Here is a 23,021-nt window from a genome sequence, read left to right as displayed (position 1 = left end):
GTGGCAGGCTGTCTCGATGCGTTTCGGATTCTGGACGAAGAACGACCAAGAGATCTCAGCGATCATCGAGTGCTGCCAGCACGCTGAGTGGACCGGCTGGGACGGCCTGTGGTTCGCCGACCACTTCATGCCCAACGAGGAGAACGTGGACCAGCCCGTCCACGAGGCCTGGTCGGTCCTCGCAGCGTTGGCGGTGGCCGTGCCTCGAGTGCGCTTGGGTCCGCTCGTGGCGGGCAACACCTATCGCAACCCGGCACTGACGGCCAAGATCGCCACAACCATCGATCACATCTCCGGCGGACGGTTGGTGCTGGGCATCGGCGCCGGCTGGCAGGAGAACGAGCACGAGGCGTACGGATTCGATTTCGGCACGCTGCGCAGCCGCATGGACCGCTTCGACGAAGCCGTGGAGATCATCAGCTCGCTGCTGGGCAACCACCGCACCAACGTGGCCGGAGAGCACTACACCGTGGCCGAGGCACCGCTCGATCCCAAGCCGGTGCAATCGCCGGTGCCGCTGCTCATCGGCGGGGGCGGGCGGCGCCGCACGCTGCGCACGACCGCCCGCTGGGCGAGCGAGTGGAACTACTGGGGCACGCCTGACGACATCGCCGAGCTGTGCGGCGTGCTGGACGGTCACTGCGAGGCGATCGGTCGTGATCCCGCCGAGATCAGCCGCTCGGCGTGCGCGCTGCTGTTCATCAACGAGGACTCTGCCAAGCTGGATCGATTCCGCGAGATGGATCTCGGCCGCGCCACCATCGTCGGCACACCCGACGAGGTGAGCGAGGTCGTCGAGCAGTACCGCCAGGCCGGCGTGGATGAGCTGATCATCCCCGACTTCACGTTCGGCCCCATGGAGGCCAAGAAGCACTCCATGGATCTGTTCATCAACAACGTCGCGCCCAACTTCCGCTAGGAGACTGCTGATTTATTCGGATTCGGGCAAGTCTGCAACGCTCTGACCTGCGGCTTTGTGCCCATGAATCGGCGATTTCGGCAATTGCTCAGCAGCCTCCTAGTGCGATGTCCACAAACGTTCGCGCGCTTGCGAACCTAAGATTTGGAGCCTTCGCTCATTGCGAACACGGACCTGAGCTGCACTTCGTGATCTCCTTGTACGACTGGCCGGGACCGGGCTGTTCCGCGCAAGCTGGAGCGAGGACATTCTCGACGAGATGGTCGCATCCGTCCTCAAGCGTCGACCGGATCTGACGCCATCGCAGGCACACCCGCCAGCCGCGTCGACAACCTCTGTGGGCATTACATGCGTGTCAACTAGTGGTGCGTCGCAGTTTTCTTCCGGGCATCATGCAACTCGCTGACCTGTAAGAATGGGCTTGCTTCAGCCCCAGCCATTTCAGCGACGCACCACTAGGGCCAAGCTTACGCCGAGCTCATTGGCAATGCGAGTCTGCTCCCTGACAGTGTCCATCAGGAGTTCGTCGTTGCCTCCGTCCCACAGAATGAGCACTCCCGGCAGGAAGAGCTCTGCGGCGTCGGCCTCGCGCTGCGCCTCTACCCATTCCAATGGGTCAAGACGGTTCTTGCCGTTGTATCCGACACCGTCGAAGCGAACCGGAACGTCGAGACCCTCGGCACGTAGCTGACGGACGACTGTCGGACCGTCGGGACCCGACACGGTGAGCGAGCCGGCGAGGCGAGCTGCTCGGAGCGCGGTTGCTGGATGCCTCTTGCACTTGTGCGAGGTCAGGTAGAAGGAAAAGGTCGGTCGGGAATCCTCGATATCCCATTCGAAGAAGCCGGTCATGACAGCAGTCCTGCGTCTTGGAGAGGCGGCTTCGCCTTAGGGATGTGGCTTCGATGAAGGTGGTACTTCTTCGTTTCGAAGTGGATTCGACCGATGACGACGCTGGGATGGACCTCATAGCGCATCGCAGCTTCAGTGATCGACGGCACAGTCATCGATGAGCACTTGAAGCCATCGGGGAACAGCCAATCCGACACCTGCTGATTTGCTTCTCGCTCACGAGAGTCCTCGGAGTGCTCGAAGAGATCGTCGTCGTAGATCGCCGCGGGAGTGTCCGACCCCGGTCCGACGTGGCGGAGCGTCAAGTGCGCGCACTCGTGCAGCAACGTGTAGAGAACGGAGTCGAAGCGGTTGCCGCGGGTTGTGAGCCCAATGACTGGCCGCTCATCGCGCAGCACCGTTACAGCGCCGTCGAGCTTCCCACCGCGGAGTCCTTCAGCGAAGACGAGACACACGCCGCAATCCCCAAGAAGACCGGGCAGATCGGGCAACACATCTGGGCCATCCTGTGCGATGTGAGGTAGCTCGGCCGCCAGTGACTCCAAGGCACTGCGGCTGTACTCGCCAACGACTTGCCTCTGAGCCATCTGTCGAACATGTCCAAGCCACGCACTTTGCTTGTCGCTGACTGGCTCATCGGGGTTGGACCGACGAGCGGCGATCAGGAACTGGCAGTCGTCGTCAAGTGACGGAATCTCGAGCAACTCGCAGACGGCAGCCTCCGTAGCGTCGAGATCGGTCGAGTCGGGGATCCATCCGCGGGATCGCACCTCTGCCAACGGAAGACGACCGCGAAGGCGAGCACGCCGGGCAACCGGCGTCATGTCCTGTGAGGTTGCCGCGACCCGCTGCAGGTGCAGCTTGTACGCCGTCTGCAGATTGAGCCACAGTTCGGCCGTGGTGCCGAGTGCCTCCGAGAAGGAGACTGCGGTCTCCGGAGTGATGTCCTTCTTTGCATTGAGAATCTCGGACACCGCCTGGATCGGGCGTCCAATTATCTCGGCGAACTCGGTCACGGTCCATTCCCGCTCTTCGAGTTCGTCGCGGAGGTATTCGCCTGGCGCAAATGCCTCGGCTGGTGTGTAGTTGCTAGCCACGACTCTGGGTCCTCCTTTCTCAGTGGTAGTCGACTACTTCGATCACGATCAGGAGCTGGCCGTCCGTGTCGGTCTCGAACCGGATGATGAGTCTCCATTGCCGATTGAGTCGAACGGAATGCTGTCCCTGCCGGTCTCCCTGCAGCTTCTTGAGTCGCAGGGCCCGGTACTCCCGAAGGTCTGCCCGAGTCGGTGCTGCAACCAGGAACCCCACGGTCTTGCGATAAGCCTTCGTGACTTCCGGCCCGATCCGCGGCAGCACGAGGTCATGTTCCTCGTACAGGCGCCGAAGATCGTCGTCTTCGAAGTCAATCCGCATGTGTTCACACTTTCACCCTATAGGTGAACAGACCAGTTCGCAAGCATACTCCGGGCCGCTGCGCGTTCAGAGCTTCTGCGGATACCAAACTATGCAGTCTCGGTGCGTCGTTTCGGTATGTATCGCTCGCCAGCTCGTCGCTCACGGACTCACCGAGAGCCGTACGATGACCGCTGGTGTGCGGGGTGGCGGTCTTGAGTTTGGGGACGATGTGAGCGAGTACATGTCGCCCGAGCAGCTAGCCCGTCGGGACATCGACGAGCAGCTGACGGCGTGCGGCTGGGTGCTGCAGGATTTCAAGTCAGTGGCAGTGGCTGCGGCTCAAGGTGTCGCCGTTCGTGAGGTGCCTACCACAGCTGGCCCTGCTGACTATGTGCTGTACGTGGACCGTCAGGCGATCGGTGTCATCGAGGCCAAGAAGGCTGGCATGACGCTCACCGGTGTTGAGCCACAGACTCGCAAGTATCAGGCCGCATACCCGGAGGCTTGGCCTGCCGTCGAGATCAACGGGGCATTGCCGTTCGGCTACGAATCGACCGGCACCGAGACCCGGTTCACCAGCGGGCTGGACCCCGTGCCGGCGAGTCGTCGAGTGTTCACCTTCCACCGCCCCGACACGTTGGCGCGTTGGCTGGCGAACCATGCCGATGGGAAGGACTCCGGGCTCGGTGTGCGTGCTGGCGTGATGCATCTGCCGGGCCTTGAGGCTGATGCTGGGCATCTGTGGCCTGCTCAGGAAGAGGCCGTCCGCAATCTTGAGCAGTCGTTCAAGGGCAACCGTCCTCGGGCTTTGGTGCAGATGGCTACCGGCTCGGGCAAGACGTTCACGGCTGCCAACGTCTGCTATCGCCTGCTGCGACACGCGGGTGCCGAGCGGATTCTCTTCCTCGTCGACCGAGCCAATCTCGGTCGTCAAGCACTTCGGGAGTTTCAAGGGTTCGCCACGCCCGACGACGGTCGCAAGTTCACCGAGCTCTACAACGTTCGTCATCTCACGTCGTCACGGCTCGACATGGCCAACGAGGCAGCGACCAAGGTCCATATCTGCACGATCCAGAGGCTGCATTCGATCCTGCGGGGCGACGATGAGCTCGACGAGGCTCTGGACGAGAAGAGCGGTTTCGAGATCGCTCCGGCTGAGCCGATCGAGGTGTCCTACAACCCGCTGGTACCGATCGAGTCTTACGACCTGATCATCATCGACGAGTGCCACCGCTCCATCTACGGCGTGTGGCGGCAAGTGCTCGAGTACTTCGATGCCTTCCTCGTCGGTCTGACGGCCACTCCCGGCAAGCAGACGTTCGGGTTCTTTGACCAGAACCTGGTGATGGAGTACGGGCACGCCCAGGCAGTGGCCGACCGGGTGAACGTGGACTTCGACGTGTTCCGCATCCGCACGGAGATCACCGAGTCGGGAAGCACGGTCCCCGCGGAGTTCGTCACCAAGTTCCGCGACCGTGACACCCGCGAGCACCGGTTGGAGAAGATCGACGAGGACATCACCTACGACGCCAACCAGCTCGACAGAAGCGTGGTGGCACCCGATCAGATTCGCACCGTCGTGCGTGCACTGCGCGGTTCGCTTCCCGAGATGTTCCCCGACCGCGAGCGCCGGGAAGACGGATCGCTGCGGCACATCCCCAAGACGCTGATCTTCGCCAAGGACGACAGCCACGCCGACGACATCGTGCAGGCCGTCCGCCAGGAGTTCAACCTGGGCAACGAGGGCGTAGTGAAGATCACCTACCGCTCAGGAGACGCCGGCAACAAACCCGAGGATCTATTGGCCCAGTTCCGCACCAGCTACGAGACCCGCATCGCCGTGACGGTGGACATGATTGCGACCGGCACCGATGTGAAGCCGATCGAGTGCGTGGTGTTCATGCGCATGGTGCGCAGCCGCAACTTCTTCGAGCAGATGAAGGGGCGAGGCGTGCGGGTGATCGACAGCGACCAGTTGCGCGCGGTCACCCCGGACGCTGCCGCCAAGGATCGCTTCGTGATCGTGGACGCCGTCGGTGTGACCGAAGCCGATCTGCACGACACGGTTCCGATGGAACGCCAGCGAACGAAGAGCTTCGACAAGCTGCTGACCGATGTCGGTATGGGTTCGACCGATCCCGACGTGGTGTCGTCAGTGGCGTCGCGACTCACCCGGCTGGACCGGCGGATGACCGCAGCGGACCGGACCGAGGTGGAGAACGTGGCAGGAGTCGCGCTGACGGACTTGGTGCGCGGCATGGTGAACGCGCTGGATGTCGACCGTCAGTACGAGGCTGCTGCAGCCCACGCCGGCGGTGATCCCACACCCGATCAGGTCAAGGCCGCCGCTACGGCGATGATTCGCGAGGCCCTGCAGCCGCTGGCAGGCAACTCCGCTCTGCGGGAGAAGCTGATCGACGTCAGACGGAGCTATGAGCAGGCGATCGACGAAGCCTCGAAGGATCAACTGATCATCAACGAGTTCTCGAAGGACGCGGCCGACCGCGCCCGTGCCCAGGTCGAGTCGTGGCGGCAGTTCATCGATGACAACAAGGACGAGATCACCGCGCTGCAGGTGCTGTACAGCCAGCCGTACAGCGGGGGACTCAGCTACGACGATGTCAAGGAACTGGCGAACGCGATCAAGCGACCGCCGCATCGCTGGACCCCGGACGCGCTGTGGCAGGCATACGAGACGCTCGACAAGTCCAGGGTGCGCGGCTCGGGTCACCGAGTCAGCACCGACTTGGTGAGCCTCGTCCGCTACACGCTCGGCGAAGCCGACATATTGGTGTCATACCCCGACCTCGTCAGCGAGCGCTTCGAAGCGTGGCTGCTGCAGCAGTCCAACGCCGGCCGCTCGTTCTCCCAAGAGCAGGCGGCGTACTTGGAATTGATCAAGCGCCACATCGCCACCAATCTCGGCATCGCGCCCGCCGAACTGATGGCGCCTCCTTTCAGCACCGAAGGCGGCCTCGGCAAAGCCAAACAGCTCTTTGGCGACGAGCTTGACGCCTTGCTCGACGAACTCACCGCCGCACTCGCCGCATGACAACAGACCTGCCCCCCGGCTGGACATTGACCACGCTGGGTCAGGTCTTCGAGATTGTTGGTGGTGCGACGCCAAGCACCAAGGAGCCGAGTTACTGGGGAGGCGACATCCCGTGGCTGACGCCGGATGACCTTGCGAGTCACGATGGCGTCGAAGTTGCAGGAGGCCGTCGATCCATCACGGCAGAGGGATACGACTCGACCTCCACCCATCTCTTGCCAATGGGGGCAGTGCTGTTCTCATCACGGGCGCCAATCGGCTATACCGCGATCGCGGCCCAACCCCTCTGCACCAACCAAGGCTTCAAGAGCCTGATACCGCCCGAGGGCGTCGACTCGCGGTGGGCCTACTGGTACTTGCGACACGCAACGCCGCTAATCCGTGAGATGGGGAGCGGAACGACGTTCAAGGAGATGTCGAAGAAACGCATGGCGAACGTTCCGTTCGTACTAGCACCGATCCGGGAGCAACGTCGAATCGTCGCCGCCATCGAAGAACACTTCTCCCGCCTCGACGCAACCGATTCTGGGCTGGCTGCGGCGATCCTCCGAACAACTCAGCTGCAACAGCATGTCGTCGATGACCAACTTCGACTTGCGGATGTCCGAAGTCAGCCGTTGAGCGGATTCTTGACGGAGCGATTGGCGAACGGTCGCTCAGTTCCGACTGCAGCCAGCAGCGGAGATCCGGTGCTGCGGCTGACTGCGCTCAAGGACGGATTCATCGACCCGTCCGAGACGAAGCAAGGTGACTTCGGAGACACAGATCCCCGCCGTTTCGCAATCGCCCCCGACGATTTCCTGATCTCACGAGGCAACGGATCGCTGCAGCTCGTTGGACGCGGAGGCCTCGTGCTTAAGGCTGCGCCCGCCGTGGCATTTCCGGACACGATGATTCGAGCGCGCGTAGACAAGTCTCGACTAAGCCCGCGATACCTGAGCTTGGTTTGGCATAGTCGCCAGGTGCGGCGTCAACTTGAAACGCAGGCTCGGACGACGGCCGGTATATACAAGGTCAACCAATCGATGATCGGCGCGGTCGAGTTTCCGGTCCCGGCGCTTGATGTCCAGCGTCAACTTGTGCAAGTTGTTGAGGAGGCGAGGCTGGCCGTTAGATCAATTGCTGCCTCGTTGAATCGATGCCAAGCGACTTCGTCCGCCCTTCGGCGCTCAATCTTGTCGCAGGCCTTCTCGGGCCAGCTAACTCCCCAGGGTCTCGGTGACGAGTCGTCGTCGGCCATGCTGGGGCGCGTCGGGGCAGGTGCATGATGAGCGACGAATCGACCTCGGAACGTGACGTGACCGGCCGGCCGTTTCCCGACGATCTGGTCGAGCTTCATATCCGGCTAGGTGAAGACAGCGGCTGGGAGTTCAAAGAGGTCGCCTTCCGCGGCAACAAGTTCGCCTCCCACCAGCGCGATTCTTGGGCCAGATCAATTGTGGCGTTCGCGAATGCCGACGGGGGCGTGCTCTTGCTGGGCGTTACGGACGCGGGTGTCATTTCAGGAATGTCGCGAGAGCAAATGGATGAGGTTGAGCGAGCGGTTCGTGAAGTCTGCTCCGACGCCGTGAAGCCGCCCGTGAGAGTGCAGATCCACCGTAGGGAGCTGCGAGGTAGGGCGTTCCTGCTGGTGGCGGTTCCTCGGGGCGACGCTCAGCACGATGGCCCTGGTGGGGCGTTTCAGCGCGTCGGCGCTGAAACGATGCTGATGTCGCCCGATGAGCGTTTGCGGCTTGCACAGCGACGCGGACAAGGGCGGTTTGTTGGGTTCGATCACCAGCCGGTGCGCGGAACCGGCTTCTCTACTCTCGACGAGGATCTGTGGCGTCCGCTGCTTAGCGATGATGGCTTGGCAGATCCACGGGTGGGCCTCGCGAAACTGGGCTTGTTGATTCAGGACGAGTCGGGCGAGGAGCGGGTATCGGTGGCAGGGGCTTTGATGTGCACGCGTCGGCCAGCGGAGTGGTTACCGTCCGCAATGATCTCGGCAGTGCGCTATCGCGGTGCCGATCGGGCGTCTGGCCAGCTTGACGCGCAGAATATCGACGGTCCGCTCGACCGACAGGTCCGCGATGCGCTGCTGTTCGTTCAACGGAACATGCGGATCAGCGCCCACAAGACTCCGGCGAGAGAGGACTTGCCCGAGTACAGCCTCGCGGCCGTCTTCGAGGCGGTCGTGAATGCCGTCGTGCACCGCGACTATGCGCTGCACGTCAGCAGGATCCGCCTTTCGATGTTCTCGGACCGTCTTGAGCTGTGCTCGCCCGGGTCGCTGCCGAACAGCTTGAGCATCGACAGCATGGGCGAGCGGCAGGCCACCCGCAACGAACTGCTTACGTCGGTCTTCGGGCGCTTGGACGCAAGCGGCATCGATGCCGCGGGCCGGAGCTATTTCATGGAGCGCCGAGGCGATGGCGTGGCCATCATCCGGCGCGAGACCCAGGCGCTCACCGGCAAGCTGCCGACCTGGCGGCTGCTGGACGGCGACGAGCTGTGCCTGACGATCCCCGCGGCTCCACCCCCGGCGGAGCCCGCGACCCCCATCGTCACGGTGCGGAGCGCGGGGAAGCCGCTAGAGGGAGCGACGGTGCTGGCGCTATTCCCGAACAAGACATGGAAGCGCTCTGTGACCGATTCCCAGGGCGAAGCGCAACTTGAGCTTCATTCCGCTGAGCTACCCATGACTGTGTTCGCTGCGAGCGAAGGCTGCGCCGCCCATGTCGAGCAGGGCTGGGTGCCCGCGGAGCGTGCACTGGCAGTGGATTTGGCAGCAGCACCGGCTGGCGGTTCGGCAGTGTTCGCTGAATCCACCGGATACTTGCCGGGCCTAGCGGGCCGGCTGAACCCCATCCGCGATACGCACGACCGTACCTACCTGTACGCGGACAACATCGCCATCAACGACGGCCAGCAGCAGCCGGTGCACTTCGCCCCCGGCACCGAACAACTCCGACTCGAAGACTCCAACGGACAGGTCCTGCTGGTCACCGTGACCGCCGTCGAAGGACGCTCGTCACTGCTTGACTACCGCCGACCCTGACTGCGGGACTGTCCGATTTTCTGCGCATTTGGCTTCCCCCGGGGTCTTAGCCCTGATTCACTGGTGGGGTGGGGTGTTGGCGGGTTGTGTGGGTTGTGGTTGTTGGCGGGGCGGTTTTTGGAGCCTTCGTCTTTTGTTGGGATGGGGGCTGCTGGGTTCGGCGGTGGTGGTGGCGTGGGTGGTCGGTGTGGGTGTGTGGGTTGGTTTGTGTGCTGGGCTTGGTGGTGCTGCGCGGCTCGGTGTGGCGCGGGCGGCGGCTCAGCGGTGCTGGGGGATGCTGCGGATGTGTCGCAGTGCGGTGGTGAATGTGTCGGCCCGGGGTCATCGGGCCGGGAGTCGCAGGGTGGGCCGTCCGCTGCGGCGGTCGAGCCTGCCCGCGATGTTGGGCAGGCGCCGGGCGAGGGTGGCCCCAACGGTGGGCTTGTGGGGTTCGTGGACCTTTTCGATGCGCGCTGCCCAGCGTGCGATGTTGTGCGCCAGGGCGGCGAAGGCGAGCCGGGAGGCGTTGGCCGCGAACCGTCCTGAGGGGCTGTGGGCGAGGCCGCCGGCTTTGATGTCGCGGATGGCTTGCTCGACGCGGGCGTGAGCGCGGCAGGCGGTGTCGGCTGCTTTGGTGTCGAGCCCGTCGGCGTCGATGTCGGTGGCCACGGCGTGGTGGCGCCAGTTCGGCCACAGCTCGGCTTGGCCGCCTGCGAGGCGGGTGCGGCGCATCACGAGGCGCACCGTGGCTTGGGCTTGCCCGCGGCGCGTCGGCCGCTGGTGAGAGTGGCCTCGGCGACTTGGGCTTCGCCGTCGTCTGTGCAGCCGATCGGTGTCCCAGTCGTGGGCGCCGATGGCGGCGACAGCCGCTGTGACGCTGGGGTTGGGGGCGACAGCGACCGCGAACCTGGTGTCGTGCGCTTCGAGCTTGTCGATCAGGTCCCACGACAAGAACCCCGTGTCGGCGCGCAGCATCAGCGCCGCGTCGGGCGCCAGGCGGCGCACCCGGCGCAGGGTCTCCGCGGCGAAGCCGACGTTTCCGCGCTGTGAGGAGCTCTTGCGCATCGGGGAGTGCACGATCTCGCCGGTGTCGTCGCGGGCCGCGATCAGCGGGTGGTAGCCCAGCCGCTCGCCGTGGCCGTACGCGGCGCCGTGCTTCGCGTCGCTGCGCACCACCGCGAGCGTGGAGTCGACATCGACCGTGACCGCCTTCGCCGCCGGGGCCGCGCCCGCCGCCCACGCACGGCCCAACACCAGCTCCCCGACGCGGTCCAGCCGGCGCACACGACCCCACGCGAACGACCGGGCGAAGGTCCCCAGCGTGGACGGCGCCACCGGCGCGAACCCCACCACCGCGAACCCAACCACCGCCCCAGCCGAGCCCGCCCGCAGCCTGTCCGCGTCAGAAAAGAACGACCCGCCCACCAGCATCGAGCACACCGCCGCGAGCACCTTCGCGCCCGACCCGCGCCCAGCCCCCGGCGGGCGCACCGCCTCGCCGACCAGACCCTCCAAGCCCAGCCGGCCCACCAGCGTGCCCACCAGCACCAGCCCCCCGTCGCCGACCACAGACCCGTCGTCGAACACAGCCTCGATCCGGTCCAAACCCCCAACTACAGTGCTCACAGAAAGCGCCTCCCGTCATGACATCACGCCCGTTTCTCAACAACGGCAAAATGCCACCTCAGGAGGCCTTTCTGGTGGACGCGCCACACCACCCACCCACATCACACCGGTGGATCTGGGCTTAGAGGCCGCGCGGATAGGCGGCCGTCCACGGGTCGTCTGGTTCGCCGGTGTATTGGTCGGGTTGTCCTGAACTTGACGACCGTGGAGGCCGGTTTCATCATGCGCGCTTTGAGCAAGGTGGTGGTGGATGTCATCTGGGCTGCGGTCGAGCCGCGGTTGGCTCGTCCCCGGTCGCATCCGCTGGGCTGTCACCGGCCTCGGATATCGGATCGGCTGTGCCTGCGGGGGATCATCATCAGGCTGGTGACGGGCTGCTCGTGGGAGTCCGTTGAGCACCTGTTGGACGGCGAGGTGTCTGACACGACGCTGCGGTCGCGCCGCGACGAATGGGTCGCCGCCGGGGTGTTCGATCACATCGCGGCCGAGGCGATCGCCGCGTGGGACCGCATCATGGGCCTGCGGCTCGCCGATCTGTGCGTCGACGGCTCGGTCCACAAGGCCCCTTGCGGCGGGGCGGGGACTGGCAAAAGCCCTGTTGACAGGCGGAAACTGGGCTGGAAGTGGTCGCTGGCGACCGACGCGGCGGGCACCCCGGTCGCGTGGGCCGCCGACGGCGCGAACCGCAACGACATCATGCTGTTCGAGCCCACCCTCGCCGAGATCGAACGCCGAGGCCTGCACCACGACATCGAAACCGTCCATCTCGACCGCGGCTACATCGGCGCCCGCGTCGACCGGGCCGTCCACAAAGCAGGCATCGCCGACATCGAGCGGCCCGCCAAGCGGCCCCCCACAACCACAGACCCCAAACCGGCCGCCGCCCCCATGGGGCTGCGCTGGACAGTGGAGCGCACCAACTCCTGGCTGTCCAACTACGGGCAGCTACGACGCAACACCGACCGCAAACCCCAGCACCGCCTCGCCCAACTCGCCCTCGCCATAACGCTCATCATCGTCATCAAACTCATCGACCACCGCAACCGCTGGCAGCCCACCGAACCACCTATCCGCTGACGCTCTTAGCCCAGATCCATCGGTTTGGTTGGGCTGGTGGGGTTTGCGTCCACCAGAAAGGCCTCCTGAGGTGGCATTTTGCCGGTTGTGAGATCGCGGCGTGATGCCATGACGGGAGGCGCTTTCTGTGAGCGATGATACGCGGTTGTTGGACCGGGTCGTGGCAGTGTTCGACGAGGGCTCGTTGGTGGGGGACGCTGGTCTGCTGGCGGTGGGCACGCTGGCGGGCCGGTTGGGCTTGGAGGGCTTGATCGACGAGACGGTGCGCCCGCCTGCGGCGGGCCGCGGGTCGGGAGCGAAGGTGCTCACGGCGGTGTGCTCGATGCTGGTGGGGGGCTCGTTCTTCTCGGACGCGGACAGGCTGCGGGCCGGCTCGGCGGGGTCGGTGGTTGGGTTCGCGCCGGTGGCGCCGTCCACGTTGGGGACGTTCTTGCGGTCCTTCACGTGGGGTCATGTGCGTCAGCTGGACCGCGTCCAGGAGCTGGCTTTGGGCCGCGCGTGGGACGCAGGCGCCGCCCCGGCGGCGGAACGGGTCACGGTCGATGTCGATTCCACGGTCGCGGTGGTGCACAGCGACGCGAAGGGCGGCGCCGCGTACGGGCACGGTGGGCGGCTGGGATATCACCCGCTGGTGGCTTCACGCGACGACACCGGCGAGATCGTGCACTCCCGGATGCGCAAGGGCTCCTCCCAGCGGGGCCATGTCCGCTTCTTCGCCGAGACCGTCAACCGGGTGCGCCGTCTCGCCCCGGACGCGGAGCTGACGGTTCGCGCGGACGCGGGGTTCTTGTCGTGGGGCCTGGTCGACAAGCTCGACGCGCTCGACGCCAGGTTCGTGATCGCTGTCGCCTCCAACCCCGCCGTCGGCAGGGCCGTCGCGGCCGTCGACGATGCGGACTGGACCCCGATCGGCTACACCGACGACGGCGAGGCCCAAGTCGCCGAAACGACGCTCACCAGCGCACGGCGGCCCAACCGCAAGCCCGAGCGCACGGTGCGGCTGGTGGTGCGCCGCACCCGCCTGGTCGGCGACCAGGCCGACCTGTTCCCCAACTGGCGCCACCACACATTCGTCACCGACATCAGCGAAGCCGAACTCGACACCAAAGCAGCCGACGCCGCCTGCCGATCCCACGCACGCGTCGAGCTCGCCACCGCCGACCTCAAAGCCGGCGGCCTCGCCCACAGCCCCTCAGCCAGCTTCACCGCCAACGCCGCCTGGCTCGCCTGCGCCGCCTTGGCCCACAACATCGCACGCTGGACAGCACGCATCGGCCAAGTCCACGACCCCCGAAAGCTCACCGTTGGGGCCACCATCGCACGCCGCCTGCTCACCATGCCCGGCCGGCTCGTCAACCGCAGCGGCCGACCCACCCTGCGGCTCCCGGCCCGACGGCCCTGGGCCGACACGTTCACCACAGCACTGCGACACATCCGCAACCTGCCCCAGCGCTGCTGAACAAACCCCAGCGCCACGCCGCGCCGCGCAGCACACCCCCCGGGCGCAGCACACAAACCACCCCCCAAGCCGCCGCCGACCACCCACGCGTCCGCCCAGCCCTCACCCCGCCCCGACCCCAAACCGCACCACCGACATCCCACCCAACCCCACACCGCACACCCCACCGGTGGATCTGGGCTAAGTGAACACGCAACGGCTTGGAACCGGACGCGTGTTCAAGTGATCCGGACGTTGCTTGGCGTCAACGACTCCAAGCGCCTTCAGGAGCTTCTTCCGTTGCTTGGGGAGGCAACCCGACTCGCGCACCAGATCGGTAGCCAACTCGTCAAGGACTTACCAGATACGCCAAACTTGTCGGACCTTCGTCCCAGTGTGGAAGCGCTGCACTCAGCGGCCACGCATATCAAGCCGCCAATGCGCAGAGCCGGACTCGAGGAGCCAGGAATTCTCGATCGTCCGAACCCACTTGAGAACGACGATGCCGTAGCGCTGATCACCGATCTAACGCGAAACATCGTTCCGCGGCTAACACAGCCGGATCAGTACCGCCGCCTCGTCGTCTACATCCGTGAATCGGTCGTTGCGACGCATCTTGAGGGCTGCAAGGAGGAACCATGGCCCTTCGTTGGTGTGGGCAGTTACCCCGGCTGCCTTGACCAGATGCGCGAAACCCTGCTGGACATCGCAGCAGTCCTTGAGGTACTTGAACGCAGCGAATCAGAACCGGCAGCGATACGTGGTTCCGCGCTGGCGGGTAACCAGGACGAAACACTTCGACGGGCCGCCGAATGGTGTCGTCGACAACACACGAAGGAAGGCAAGCGGCGTCGATCCGAGATCCAGACTGCATGCCAAGCCACTGGGCTCGACGTGACCGTCCTTGAGAGCTGGCATGAGGATGGTCCCCTGCGCAAATTCGCGATCACCGTTGAGCTGGCCTCGCTGCTGGAGTGGTCTGAAGCGATGGCAACGCTCGCGCAAGTGTTGGACGCCGACAGGCCTTTCGACGAGACCTATCTGTTGGTGCCGACGCGGCTTCGTCGGGCGGTTCCAGAGTTCGCCATGCAGATGATCACAGAATGCTGGCCATCACCGGATGTCGAACCATGGGCAGCAGAATTGGGCGAGTCACATTCGACTCACCTCCTCGATGCGTTTACGTCAGCACACCTAGCTCTCCAAACCGTCTCCGGTGTTCAGCATCTTCCGGATGAACAGCGAGGCCACGAATTGGTCAGTGCTACCTCCGATGCGGCTGCTGATCGCTTCGATTCAGCCAGAAGCGAAATTGATGAATGCGCCCCGGGTCCAGTACGTGACGCGTTACTTGAGGTGCTAGACGACTTAGCCCACCAGGTAGAAGCCGAGCAAGGTGACACAGGGTCCGGCCAGAGTCTTGCTGAGAGACTCACGGACGGGCTAGCCACCGGGGACACTTCTCAGGAGTTACAGGCTTTGCATGTCGCCCGTTCTCTTGCCCAAGAGTGGGATATCGATCCCCAGGCAGCCGACAAGCTACTCCTGGAGCTACTCGACCGGGAAGCCGGACAGACTTGAACGATTCGTAACTACTGCCGAAGCTGACCCTGAGTAGCCAGACGTTGAGTTGGCAGACCGCGTTGCATTCGCTCGAGGGCCTTCGTCAGACGGCGATCGTCCGCGGATGCGAGCCCTTCGGTGCGGCCGTCCAATAGCTCCGCGAGGACGCGTCCGTGCATCTCAGTGAAGCGGGGCGGTACAGCTTCGCCGATCATCGCCCGCACTGCCGTTGGGCCCCAATCGTCCAAAGAAGTTCCCCATTCGAAGTCATCGGGAATCGTCTGGAGATGAGCACATTCCAAGGGGCTCAGAAGTCGGTTTTCGAATGGATGGATGGTGTTGTCCGAGCCGACATGTCCGCTCGCCGTTGTGATGGTCGGCGCCGGCGCCTCGGGCCGCATGCGGGAATAGCTCGATCGCCGAAAGCCACGCACCAACCGGTAGCTGCCGTCAGCTTCCTGCACCACGGGTCGCAGGAGGGGTTCATTGCAAGCCGGGCACACGGCGTCGTCGGCATCCACCTGGACGTCGCACTTGGCCTCGCAGTGCGCGGTGTCCCAGGCGCGCCCACCGGAGTTAGGCGGGATTGCTGCCACCATGCGGTATCGGTGGTCCAAACCCCAGATCGGCACTGAGTGCATCGGGGTCGACGAATCATGCGCGGTCTCGGCACTGGCTGCATCGAGTTCTGCTGCGTCGAGTTGCTCTAGGGCCTCCTTGAGCGATGTCCAGTTGCCGTCCTCAGCAGAGGCTGTCGGCATCGGGTAGGGGACACACGCGGCCAGCGCCAGTGCTTCAACTGCCGCCTCATCACGCCGGATGAACGTCATGAACGCCCGCACTCGGCGTTGCGGGACGCCGTAGTCGGCCAAGTCGGTCAAGAACGGGTAGCACTCGTAGTGCAAGTCGAGTAGATCCTGCAGCAGCACGGCAGCCGAGACCGGCTTGTCGTTTCGAGGATCGAGCACCAAGCGCGAGAAAAAGGCGGCGACATTCTCCACCACGATGAGTCGTGGTCGAAGTCCGTTGGCCACCTGAGCGATCACCTCGACCAGCAAGTTGCGGCCGTCACGACTGCCAGCAGCGGCATCTTCTTCACGTCCTCGGCCTCCTCGCGCCGTGCTCATCCCTTGGCACGGTGGGCACGCCGAGAGCAGCGCGGGCGGCTCTGCCCCTGCGTCGCTTCGGAATGATGCCACCGCCTCGCGCCAGGTGAATCGAAGATCGCCCGGCACCCCGCTTGCGTCCGCGTGGTTGGCCAGCGCCACCGTGAGGCGGCGTTGCTCGATCTCTGCCATGACCTTGAAGGAGAAGCCGGCCTTCGCGTAGCCGACATCTCCGGCACCGCAGTTGGAGAAGAGGCTCACTGCGCTCAGCGTCTCGAACCTCATCTCATGCGCCTTCACTGTCCGGTGGCCCAGGCTCGCTGGCGGCTTGTAGCGACGCTTCACGCGCTGCCAGAAAGTCGGCATTGGACCGTCTCGTCTTCGCCAACAGGTCGTTCCACGTCGAGTGAACCACAGTGCCTTCGTCGATATAGCGACGGAGCAAGTCGGCCTGCATGTTGTCGGCAAGGTCAATCCGGTCGACGATCATGTGAAACACGCAGCCGCGGACCCAGTGGCCGGTCAGCGCCTGCTCCTGCTCCTGCATGGAGGCGAAGACCGTGATGTAGTGGTAGAAGCGGGTGAAGTCCTCCTTCTTGAGCCCTGCATGAGGGCGCTTGATCTCGATGCAGTGGAGCTGGCCCGAGGTCTCCATCATGATGAAGTCGGGGCGTCGACGGAAGTCCTCCGCAGGCAGCTCCAATGCGCTCGGCCAGCGCTCTTGAATTAGCGCTGCGTAACGGTCGGCGAAGGTTCGCAGCGTCTGATTCTCGGAAATGATTTCCCACTCCGGATTGATCAGCCATGGCGCGCTGCGCAGTATCGCCTGCAGCCTCGACTCGTCAACTGGCTCTGAGCTATCTCGCTCAAGGGCCGCTTCGAGACTTGAGATGGCTTCGATCCGACCTCTCGCTACCTGCGCGTACGAGGCGAGCGCAGCGACCTCCGTGCGTCGGAACAGCGCTACGAGGCGATCCAGTGCGTCAGAATTGCCGCTCGCCAGCTGCGCGAGGTCGGCGAAACTCTCGACGAGCAGGTGATGCGGAGCGACTGACAGCACGAATTGGACGAGACGCTCGAGGTAATCCGAATCGTTGAGCTTCTCCTCGGAGACAGACCTGCCGAGCATCGTGGTGAGTTCGACGGCTGATTCGACGAGCTCGTCGTCGTTGAAGGTGCTTCGCGCTCTCGACTCGACTCGTGACCTCTCGACGACGCGCGTCGCCATCGACTGCTCGTGCACGGGAATGGCCGACTTGGCGACTTCCTTCACCAACTGCTGGCCGTACAGCTTGAGTGCTTCGCCCTCTTCAGAATTCCAGAGGATGTCTTGCCGGTCCGTCCTGATGAGATCGTCGTGGCCGTCGACATCGAGCCATTCGGCCACCACCTCACCGACGAGGTACGAACGGACCACGAATTCGCCGCTGTAACCGGAACCCTGTTCGAAGTCCCGAGTCGTGGCGACGATCTTGTTCCTCGCGTAGATGCGGACGCCGGCGTCTTCGTCGTTCTTGTAGGCACTCTTGGCTTTCGCCACCCAACCGGTCACCGGCAACTCCCTGTCTCCGCAAGGCACCGGGCGGTCTTCCAGGCGGATTCGGGTCTGCTCGTCAACCTCGATCTCGAATGGCGGCAAGGGTCGCGCTCCGAAGAGCGGCTCCCTGAGGTTCAGGACTGAGATCGCAAAGTCGGTCGTGCCCCGGAATACGCGCGCAAGCTGGCGGAGGAACACGTCTGCCGGGGGGACCCGCTTCGGGAGGAACTGCCGCAGCGTCACTGTGGTGCCGCTCGCTTCTCGCCATGTGCGGTCGTGTTCGCCGGAGGTCAGCGGGGCGGCACCGGGCTCGTCCTTGATGATCTCGCCATAGTCCATGACGAAGTGGCTCACTTGGTACTTGCCGTCGACGGGTTCCCCGCCCGCCGAGAGGATCTCGATCTGGCGGCAGATTCCGAATGGTGCGAGCTTGCCGATTCCCTTGCGGCCCATCACCGGCCTCTTGAACCGCGGCGACTTCGGTCCGTTAGCCGAACGCGTCCGGCGGTCGCTGCCGACATCGAGGAACAGGAGTTGCGCTTCAGTGGGGTCCATTCCGTGGCCGTTGTCTTCGACCACGATGTCCCACGGCTGACCGTCTCCGTCTGAGATGTCGAGTTGAGTGCCCATGGGCAGGCTCACGGTCACCTGAGTCGCATCTGCGTCGTAGCTGTTGGCGATCAGTTCAGCGACGACTGCCGACGCTCGGTCGTAAAGCCTGACGCCGAGCTTGTCGATCGTCAGTCGGGAGATGTTGAGCTTGTAGCCCTCGTCGTCTTCCTCTGCACTCATCGGCCGCACGCTCGACCGCTGGACCATGCGCGCCGCATCCGCGGCCGAGACGCTTCGTCTGGCATCGCGTCAAGCTAGCGCTGCACGTTCTCGACCCTCATCCGATTATCGGCTCTTCGCGTTTGCGCGTGGATAAGGCCGGTGAGGGTGCCGGTGGCAACTACCGCAAGGCTGCGACGAGGCGCTCACGTTGGTCGTGACGGACGTAGGCGAGGCTCTGCGGCGGACGGAAGTTTTCGGCCCGGCGGAGTGCGTGCAACGGGACGGGTGCGGGCAGCCTGTCGGGTTGCTCCAGAAAAAGGGCGACGCCATTGTCGCGGCCAGCGAGGTAGGCATCGAACTCGGGCTTGGTGAGTGCTGTCTTGGTTCCGTGGCACCGCCAGAGTTCGTGGGTGGGGAGCCGTGCGACGCTGTGCACGACGCATGTGCCGACCAGTGAGCACTCGGGGCCTGTTGCGTAGAGCAGGGCGAGTGTGGGAATGGTGATGCGCGGCATGATCCGGCGCAGCTCAACGGTCTTGTCGCCGGTGAGGATGGCTTCGGCGAATCTCGGCTTCAGCGAGAGCACCAGTGCTCGGGTCGCGTCGAGGCCGGCTTCAGCCATTGTTCGCCGGCTGCGGCAGGCCCATGCCTTCGCGGTACAGCGCTTCGGCGGCGCGTTCGCTCACGGTTCTCGCTGTCACGGGGAAGCCCTGTTCCCAAATCTCGTCGGGGCACAGTTCTCGGGCGCGCTCGGCTGTGACGGTCTCGCTGAAGACATCTGTGCGGCTGAATAGCAGCACAGTGGCGGCAGGCGAGCCGTCGGGGCCGGGGATGGCGCGCTCGCGCACTTGCTCGCGGTCGAACACGCCGCGGCGGGCGTGCTTTCGGTGCAGGCGCTCTGGGGCGCCGGTATCAGTCTCGTCGAGCCATGACATCGCCCGCACCCCGGCGCTCGGCCCGCCCCCGGTCACCAACCAGATGATACGCGCAGCTGCCTGGAGTCCCGGCCGCCGCGCCATGTAGTACGCGTTCTCCCTAGCTGTCGCGGCTTCTGGGGCTGTTTCGATGAGCCGCAACTGTGCGTCCTGATACCCGAGCAGCGTTTCGGCGTAGCTGGGCTGAATGGGCACGATATGACAGGGCACCGCGCCGGTGAAGAGCTTGAATGGCCAGCGCTCCAGCTCGACTCGGCTGATCAGCGCTACCGGTAACGAGCTCCCCGATGCATTCTTCGAGCCGAATTCGGTTGGGAGTGGGTCATCGCACCCGATCACCTGTAGCGAGACATCAGCTTTCCAGCATCCATCGCTGGCGACGAAGCCCTCGTCGAGCAGCGCCCGGCTGACGCCTCGGGTGACATCGTCGGTGACCTCGACGCGTGTTAGCCCGGCAGTAACGGCGCGTTGTCGCAGTGAATGAATGAGCTGACGCAGCAAGCTGTAGGCCCTCCGGTCCCCGAGCGAGCGCAGTGCTCTGACGCGCAGCGAATCCTCGGTGGGATAGTGGGCAGCGAGCACCCACGGAGTGCCAGCGGCTGTGACTTCCTCGATTCGGCCTTCGGGATGGCTGATGGTCCCAGCGAGCTGTTCGCGCAGACCCCATGAGCGCTCGCTCTGCGTCTGGTTGGCGAACCGAGCGAGTACGTCGCCGGTTGGCACGCTGGTGGACCGCTGCACGGCGAACTCTGACGTCTTGATGAACTGCGGTTCGAAGGCAGCAGAGGAATCGGCTTGAATCGCCAGAAGAAAATCCGCTGGTCGCAGCACTGCTATCCCGCAGAGGTGTTGAATAGCTTCCGTTGATCTCAGCAGGGCTTCGTCCCGAGTGATCAGATGCGTGGCCCCGCCCGCCGCGGATTCGGCGACAATCCGCAGATCACCGTCACGGTTTGCTGACAATTCGTCGTCGGCGCGCAGCTTCGCAAACGACTCCTCCACGGCATCCTCGCTCGCCCGAAGCTCGCTGAACTCGGGATGTCCCATGCTGGGCGGTGCTATCGCGGCATTGCCCTTGTCTGAACGAAGCTCACTGCTCGCTTGTGCAGTGACAACGAGCCGGGCGTGGTCGAGCATCCAATCGGCCAGCAATCCGAGCGAGGCATCCCGGTCTCGGCCCTCCCGCAAGTCGAGAACGATGTTGGTGTCGAGTGCCGCCACCAAGCGGTCGTCGACCGTCTCCGCTTCGGGGAGTTGCACGACCGAGTCGAACAGCGACAAGTCGGCGATTGGACGCCACCATGTAGCAAGTTCGTGCCCGGCGTGACTGCGTCCCGGACGTCGGCTCCATTGTTCGAATCCGAGCCGGGGCCACATGTGGTGCGCGGGGTAGTCAACCCTGCATTTCAGCCGAATACCGCGGCGAGCTTCGTGCCTTCGGACGATCTCGTTGACGAGGCTGCGCGCTGTGCCCTTGCTTCGCTCGCTGTCTCGGACGCAGAGGTGCGTGAGCGACACCTCGTGACGCCGGGATCGCAACGCGAACAACGCATAGCCGACGACTTCACCGCCCCTCGCCGCGGCTAGGAGACGGCCCGACGCGGCCGCTTCCTCGAACACCGCGTAGGGCAGGTGCCCAAGCGTTGCGCTGTTGGCGTCGCCGAGTGCCACGACTTGGTCATAGAACGGACCATTTGGTTCCACTGGCTCGATTCGTGATGCCTGGGTCACGGCTCTCCTCGAATTCGCTCGCTCGCCTCGATGTGACTCGGCGCATTGTTGCATCGGGGACTGCGTGCGCCGCAGGGATTAGGGTCCGCCATCAGTCAAGTCACGTGATTTTCCCCCATGCGCAGGTCTCTGACCTGCGGAAATGCGTGAGCGGATCACGCGACTTAAGACGCGGCGGACCCTTAGCACCCCACGTCCCAAACCTCGATGGCTGGTCCTTTGTCGGTCAGGATGGTGGTGGCAGCGGCTGGCCTTCGGCCTTCAGGATCTCGATCGCTTCCGCGACGACTGACCTGATGCCCGTCTCGGCGGCTTCGCGGTCGGGTTCCAGCCAGCTCAACAGCGGGAAGGCACCGCACAAACCGACCCATTCCTGATCCTCTTCGGACCATTCGGTTCTGAACTGGTACTTGTCCTCGAGCGCAGCTGCGGCCATGGCGGTGTTCTAGCCCATGTCCAGGTCTGCAAGCACCACGGCACTGCGCGGCGAGTGGCGTAGCGTGAGCCGGTGCCTGCGCAGGACCCGAAGGCGATGGTGCAGAAGTTGTGGGACTTCTGCGATGTGCTGCGCGATGACGGCTTGTCCTACGGCGATTACCTGGAGCAGCTCACGTACTTGCTGTTTCTGAAGATGGCTGATGAGCAGTACGTGATGCTGGGCGGCGAGTGCATCGTTCCTGTCGAGCACGACTGGCAGTCGTTGTTGAGCCGTTCGGGTGCTGAGCTCGAAGCCCACTACAGCGAGTGCCTGTCGGCGCTGGGCAGCAGCGAGGACATGCTCGGCGTGGTCTTCGGTAAGGCCCGCAACCGCATCCAGACACCGGCCAAGCTGGAGCAGCTCATCAAGGAGTTCATCGACCAGCACGAGTGGATGAGCTACGACGCCGATCTCAAAGGCGATGCGTACGAGGGCCTGATCGAGAAGACCGCCCAAGAGGGCGCCAGGGGAGCGGGCCAGTACTTCACGCCCCGGGCGCTCATCAATGCCATCGTCGACGTGATGGCGCCCGAACCCTCCCACCGTATCTGCGATCCCGCCTGCGGCACCGGCGGGTTCTTCCTGGGCGCGTACCGGTCGATCGTCGAGCGGTTCCCTCACTTGGAACCCGACCAGGTTGAACATCTGCGCTCGGGTGCGTTCACCGGCTGGGAGATCGCCGATCTGCCTGCCCGTCTGTGCGCCATGAACATGCTGCTGCACGGCATCGAGAGCCCCGAGTCCGACTCGCCGATCGTCGTGGACGACGCCCTGCGGGACTCTCCCGGCAGGCCCTTCGACATGGTGCTGACCAATCCGCCGTTCGGCCGGTCGTCATCGGACAGCTACGAGCGGGAGGACTTCTGGGCGACGACCCGCAACAAGCAGCTCAACTTCGTCCAGCATGTCGTGAGCCTGCTGAAGATCGGCGGGGACGCGGCAGTGGTGGTACCCGACAACGTGCTCTTCGAGGCCGGTGCCGGCGAGACGATCCGCCGCCGGCTGCTGCACGACTGCGAGGTCCACACCTTGCTGCGGCTGCCGACGGGGATCTTCTACGCCCAGGGCGTGAAGGCCAACGTGCTGTTCTTCCGCCGCCGCGAGGGCGCCGAAATACCGTGGACCCGCGAGCTGTGGGTGTACGACCTGCGTACCAACAAACACTTCACCCTCAAGCAGAACCCGCTCACAAGAGCCGACCTCGACGACTTCGTCGCCTGCTACCGGGCCGACGCCCGCCACAAGCGCACCGAGTCCGAACGGTTCAAGCGCTACGCCTACGACGAGCTGATCGCCCGTGACAAAGTCAGCCTGGACCTGTTCTGGCTCCGCGACGAAAGCCTCACCGACGCCGACAATCTGCCTCCCCCAGATGTGCTGGCGGCCGAGATCGCAGAAGACCTCGAAGCCGCCCTCGCTGAGATCCAAGCCCTCGCCGAGAGCCTGGCAAGCACGGCCGAATCCGAGTGAGTTGCCGCGGCGAGCAAGTCGCGTGCCAGCGATCGGCCGGAGGTCG

The 23,021-nt window shown here is 64.5% G+C and carries 17 protein-coding genes; 8 read left to right on the top strand and 9 right to left on the bottom strand.

What is annotated here, in order from left to right:
• The first annotated feature begins 16 nt into the window (after positions 1-16).
• Entirely contained in the window at positions 17-919 is a 903-nt protein-coding gene (locus ACOGXQ_RS05400; RefSeq protein WP_419946410.1) for a TIGR03560 family F420-dependent LLM class oxidoreductase, read from the top strand.
• Between the two features lie 441 nt (positions 920-1,360).
• On the opposite strand, the gene ACOGXQ_RS05395 is transcribed toward ACOGXQ_RS05400, so the two are convergent.
• The 3 genes from ACOGXQ_RS05395 to ACOGXQ_RS05385 are packed head-to-tail and all read right to left on the bottom strand — an operon-like array spanning position 1,361 to position 3,187.
• A complete protein-coding gene (locus ACOGXQ_RS05395) occupies positions 1,361-1,771 on the bottom strand; it encodes a hypothetical protein (protein ID WP_419946409.1) in 411 nt (136 codons plus the stop codon).
• Positions 1,768-2,868, bottom strand: a complete 1,101-nt coding sequence (locus ACOGXQ_RS05390) for a HigA family addiction module antitoxin (RefSeq protein ID WP_419946408.1) — start codon at positions 2,866-2,868, stop codon at positions 1,768-1,770. The genes ACOGXQ_RS05395 and ACOGXQ_RS05390 overlap by 4 nt, the downstream gene beginning before the upstream one ends.
• Before the next feature lie 19 nt (positions 2,869-2,887).
• Positions 2,888-3,187, bottom strand: a complete 300-nt coding sequence (locus ACOGXQ_RS05385; protein WP_419946407.1) for a type II toxin-antitoxin system RelE/ParE family toxin — start codon at positions 3,185-3,187, stop codon at positions 2,888-2,890.
• Positions 3,188-3,353: 166 nt separating this feature from the next.
• Here ACOGXQ_RS05385 and ACOGXQ_RS05380 point away from each other — a divergent pair, with 166 nt between their 5' ends.
• The 3 genes from ACOGXQ_RS05380 to ACOGXQ_RS05370 are packed head-to-tail and all read left to right on the top strand — an operon-like array spanning position 3,354 to position 9,261.
• Positions 3,354-6,221, top strand: a complete 2,868-nt coding sequence (locus ACOGXQ_RS05380; RefSeq protein WP_419946406.1) for a DEAD/DEAH box helicase family protein — start codon at positions 3,354-3,356, stop codon at positions 6,219-6,221.
• Positions 6,218-7,489, top strand: a complete 1,272-nt coding sequence (locus tag ACOGXQ_RS05375; RefSeq protein WP_419946405.1) for a restriction endonuclease subunit S — start codon at positions 6,218-6,220, stop codon at positions 7,487-7,489. Before ACOGXQ_RS05380 ends, ACOGXQ_RS05375 begins: the two co-directional genes overlap by 4 nt.
• The gene (locus ACOGXQ_RS05370) at positions 7,489-9,261 is read left to right on the top strand and encodes an RNA-binding domain-containing protein (RefSeq protein WP_419946404.1); all 1,773 of its coding nucleotides are present in this window, start codon (positions 7,489-7,491) and stop codon (positions 9,259-9,261) included. Before ACOGXQ_RS05375 ends, ACOGXQ_RS05370 begins: the two co-directional genes overlap by 1 nt.
• A 321-nt stretch (positions 9,262-9,582) precedes the next feature.
• On the opposite strand, the gene ACOGXQ_RS05365 is transcribed toward ACOGXQ_RS05370, so the two are convergent.
• Entirely contained in the window at positions 9,583-10,866 is a 1,284-nt protein-coding gene (locus tag ACOGXQ_RS05365; RefSeq protein ID WP_419946403.1) for an IS1380 family transposase, read from the bottom strand.
• A 204-nt stretch (positions 10,867-11,070) separates the two neighbouring features.
• Here ACOGXQ_RS05365 and ACOGXQ_RS05360 point away from each other — a divergent pair, with 204 nt between their 5' ends.
• From ACOGXQ_RS05360 to ACOGXQ_RS05350, 3 genes are all read left to right on the top strand, one after another.
• Positions 11,071-11,943: an IS5 family transposase gene (locus tag ACOGXQ_RS05360; protein WP_419947325.1), complete on the top strand. Its 873-nt coding sequence runs from the start codon at positions 11,071-11,073 to the stop codon at positions 11,941-11,943.
• A gap of 127 nt (positions 11,944-12,070) precedes the next feature.
• Positions 12,071-13,402, top strand: coding sequence for an IS1380 family transposase (locus ACOGXQ_RS05355; protein WP_419944284.1), 1,332 nt, complete (start codon positions 12,071-12,073; stop codon positions 13,400-13,402).
• A gap of 222 nt (positions 13,403-13,624) precedes the next feature.
• Complete coding sequence (locus ACOGXQ_RS05350) at positions 13,625-14,962, top strand: hypothetical protein (RefSeq protein WP_419946402.1); 1,338 nt, start codon at positions 13,625-13,627, stop codon at positions 14,960-14,962.
• Between the two features lie 11 nt (positions 14,963-14,973).
• Here the strand turns inward: ACOGXQ_RS05350 and ACOGXQ_RS05345 are convergent, their stop codons facing one another.
• The 5 genes from ACOGXQ_RS05345 to ACOGXQ_RS05325 form a co-directional block, all read right to left on the bottom strand.
• Positions 14,974-16,335: a DNA cytosine methyltransferase gene (locus tag ACOGXQ_RS05345; protein ID WP_419946401.1), complete on the bottom strand. Its 1,362-nt coding sequence runs from the start codon at positions 16,333-16,335 to the stop codon at positions 14,974-14,976.
• Position 16,336: 1 nt separating this feature from the next.
• On the bottom strand, positions 16,337-18,379 hold the full coding sequence (locus ACOGXQ_RS05340; protein ID WP_419946400.1) for an ATP-binding protein: 2,043 nt from the start codon (positions 18,377-18,379) through the stop codon (positions 16,337-16,339).
• A gap of 160 nt (positions 18,380-18,539) precedes the next feature.
• Positions 18,540-18,983: a hypothetical protein gene (locus tag ACOGXQ_RS05335; RefSeq protein ID WP_419946399.1), complete on the bottom strand. Its 444-nt coding sequence runs from the start codon at positions 18,981-18,983 to the stop codon at positions 18,540-18,542.
• A complete protein-coding gene (locus tag ACOGXQ_RS05330) occupies positions 18,976-20,967 on the bottom strand; it encodes a GNAT family N-acetyltransferase (protein WP_419946398.1) in 1,992 nt (663 codons plus the stop codon). Before ACOGXQ_RS05330 ends, ACOGXQ_RS05335 begins: the two co-directional genes overlap by 8 nt.
• Before the next feature lie 286 nt (positions 20,968-21,253).
• Positions 21,254-21,463 carry an antitoxin HicB gene (locus ACOGXQ_RS05325; RefSeq protein WP_419946397.1) on the bottom strand — a complete coding sequence of 70 codons (210 nt, stop codon included), beginning with the start codon at positions 21,461-21,463 and terminating at the stop codon, positions 21,254-21,256.
• Between the two features lie 96 nt (positions 21,464-21,559).
• Between ACOGXQ_RS05325 and ACOGXQ_RS05320 the strand changes: the two genes are divergently transcribed.
• Positions 21,560-22,975, top strand: a complete 1,416-nt coding sequence (locus ACOGXQ_RS05320; protein ID WP_419947342.1) for an N-6 DNA methylase — start codon at positions 21,560-21,562, stop codon at positions 22,973-22,975.
• Positions 22,976-23,021: the final 46 nt, after the last annotated feature.

This window comes from Candidatus Poriferisodalis sp. (genome assembly GCF_965208485.1).
In the GTDB taxonomy this organism is placed as follows: Bacteria; Actinomycetota; Acidimicrobiia; order Acidimicrobiales; family Poriferisodalaceae; genus Poriferisodalis.
Note: the sequence above shows the minus strand (reverse complement) of the source record. Positions and strands in the feature narration are given on the sequence as shown.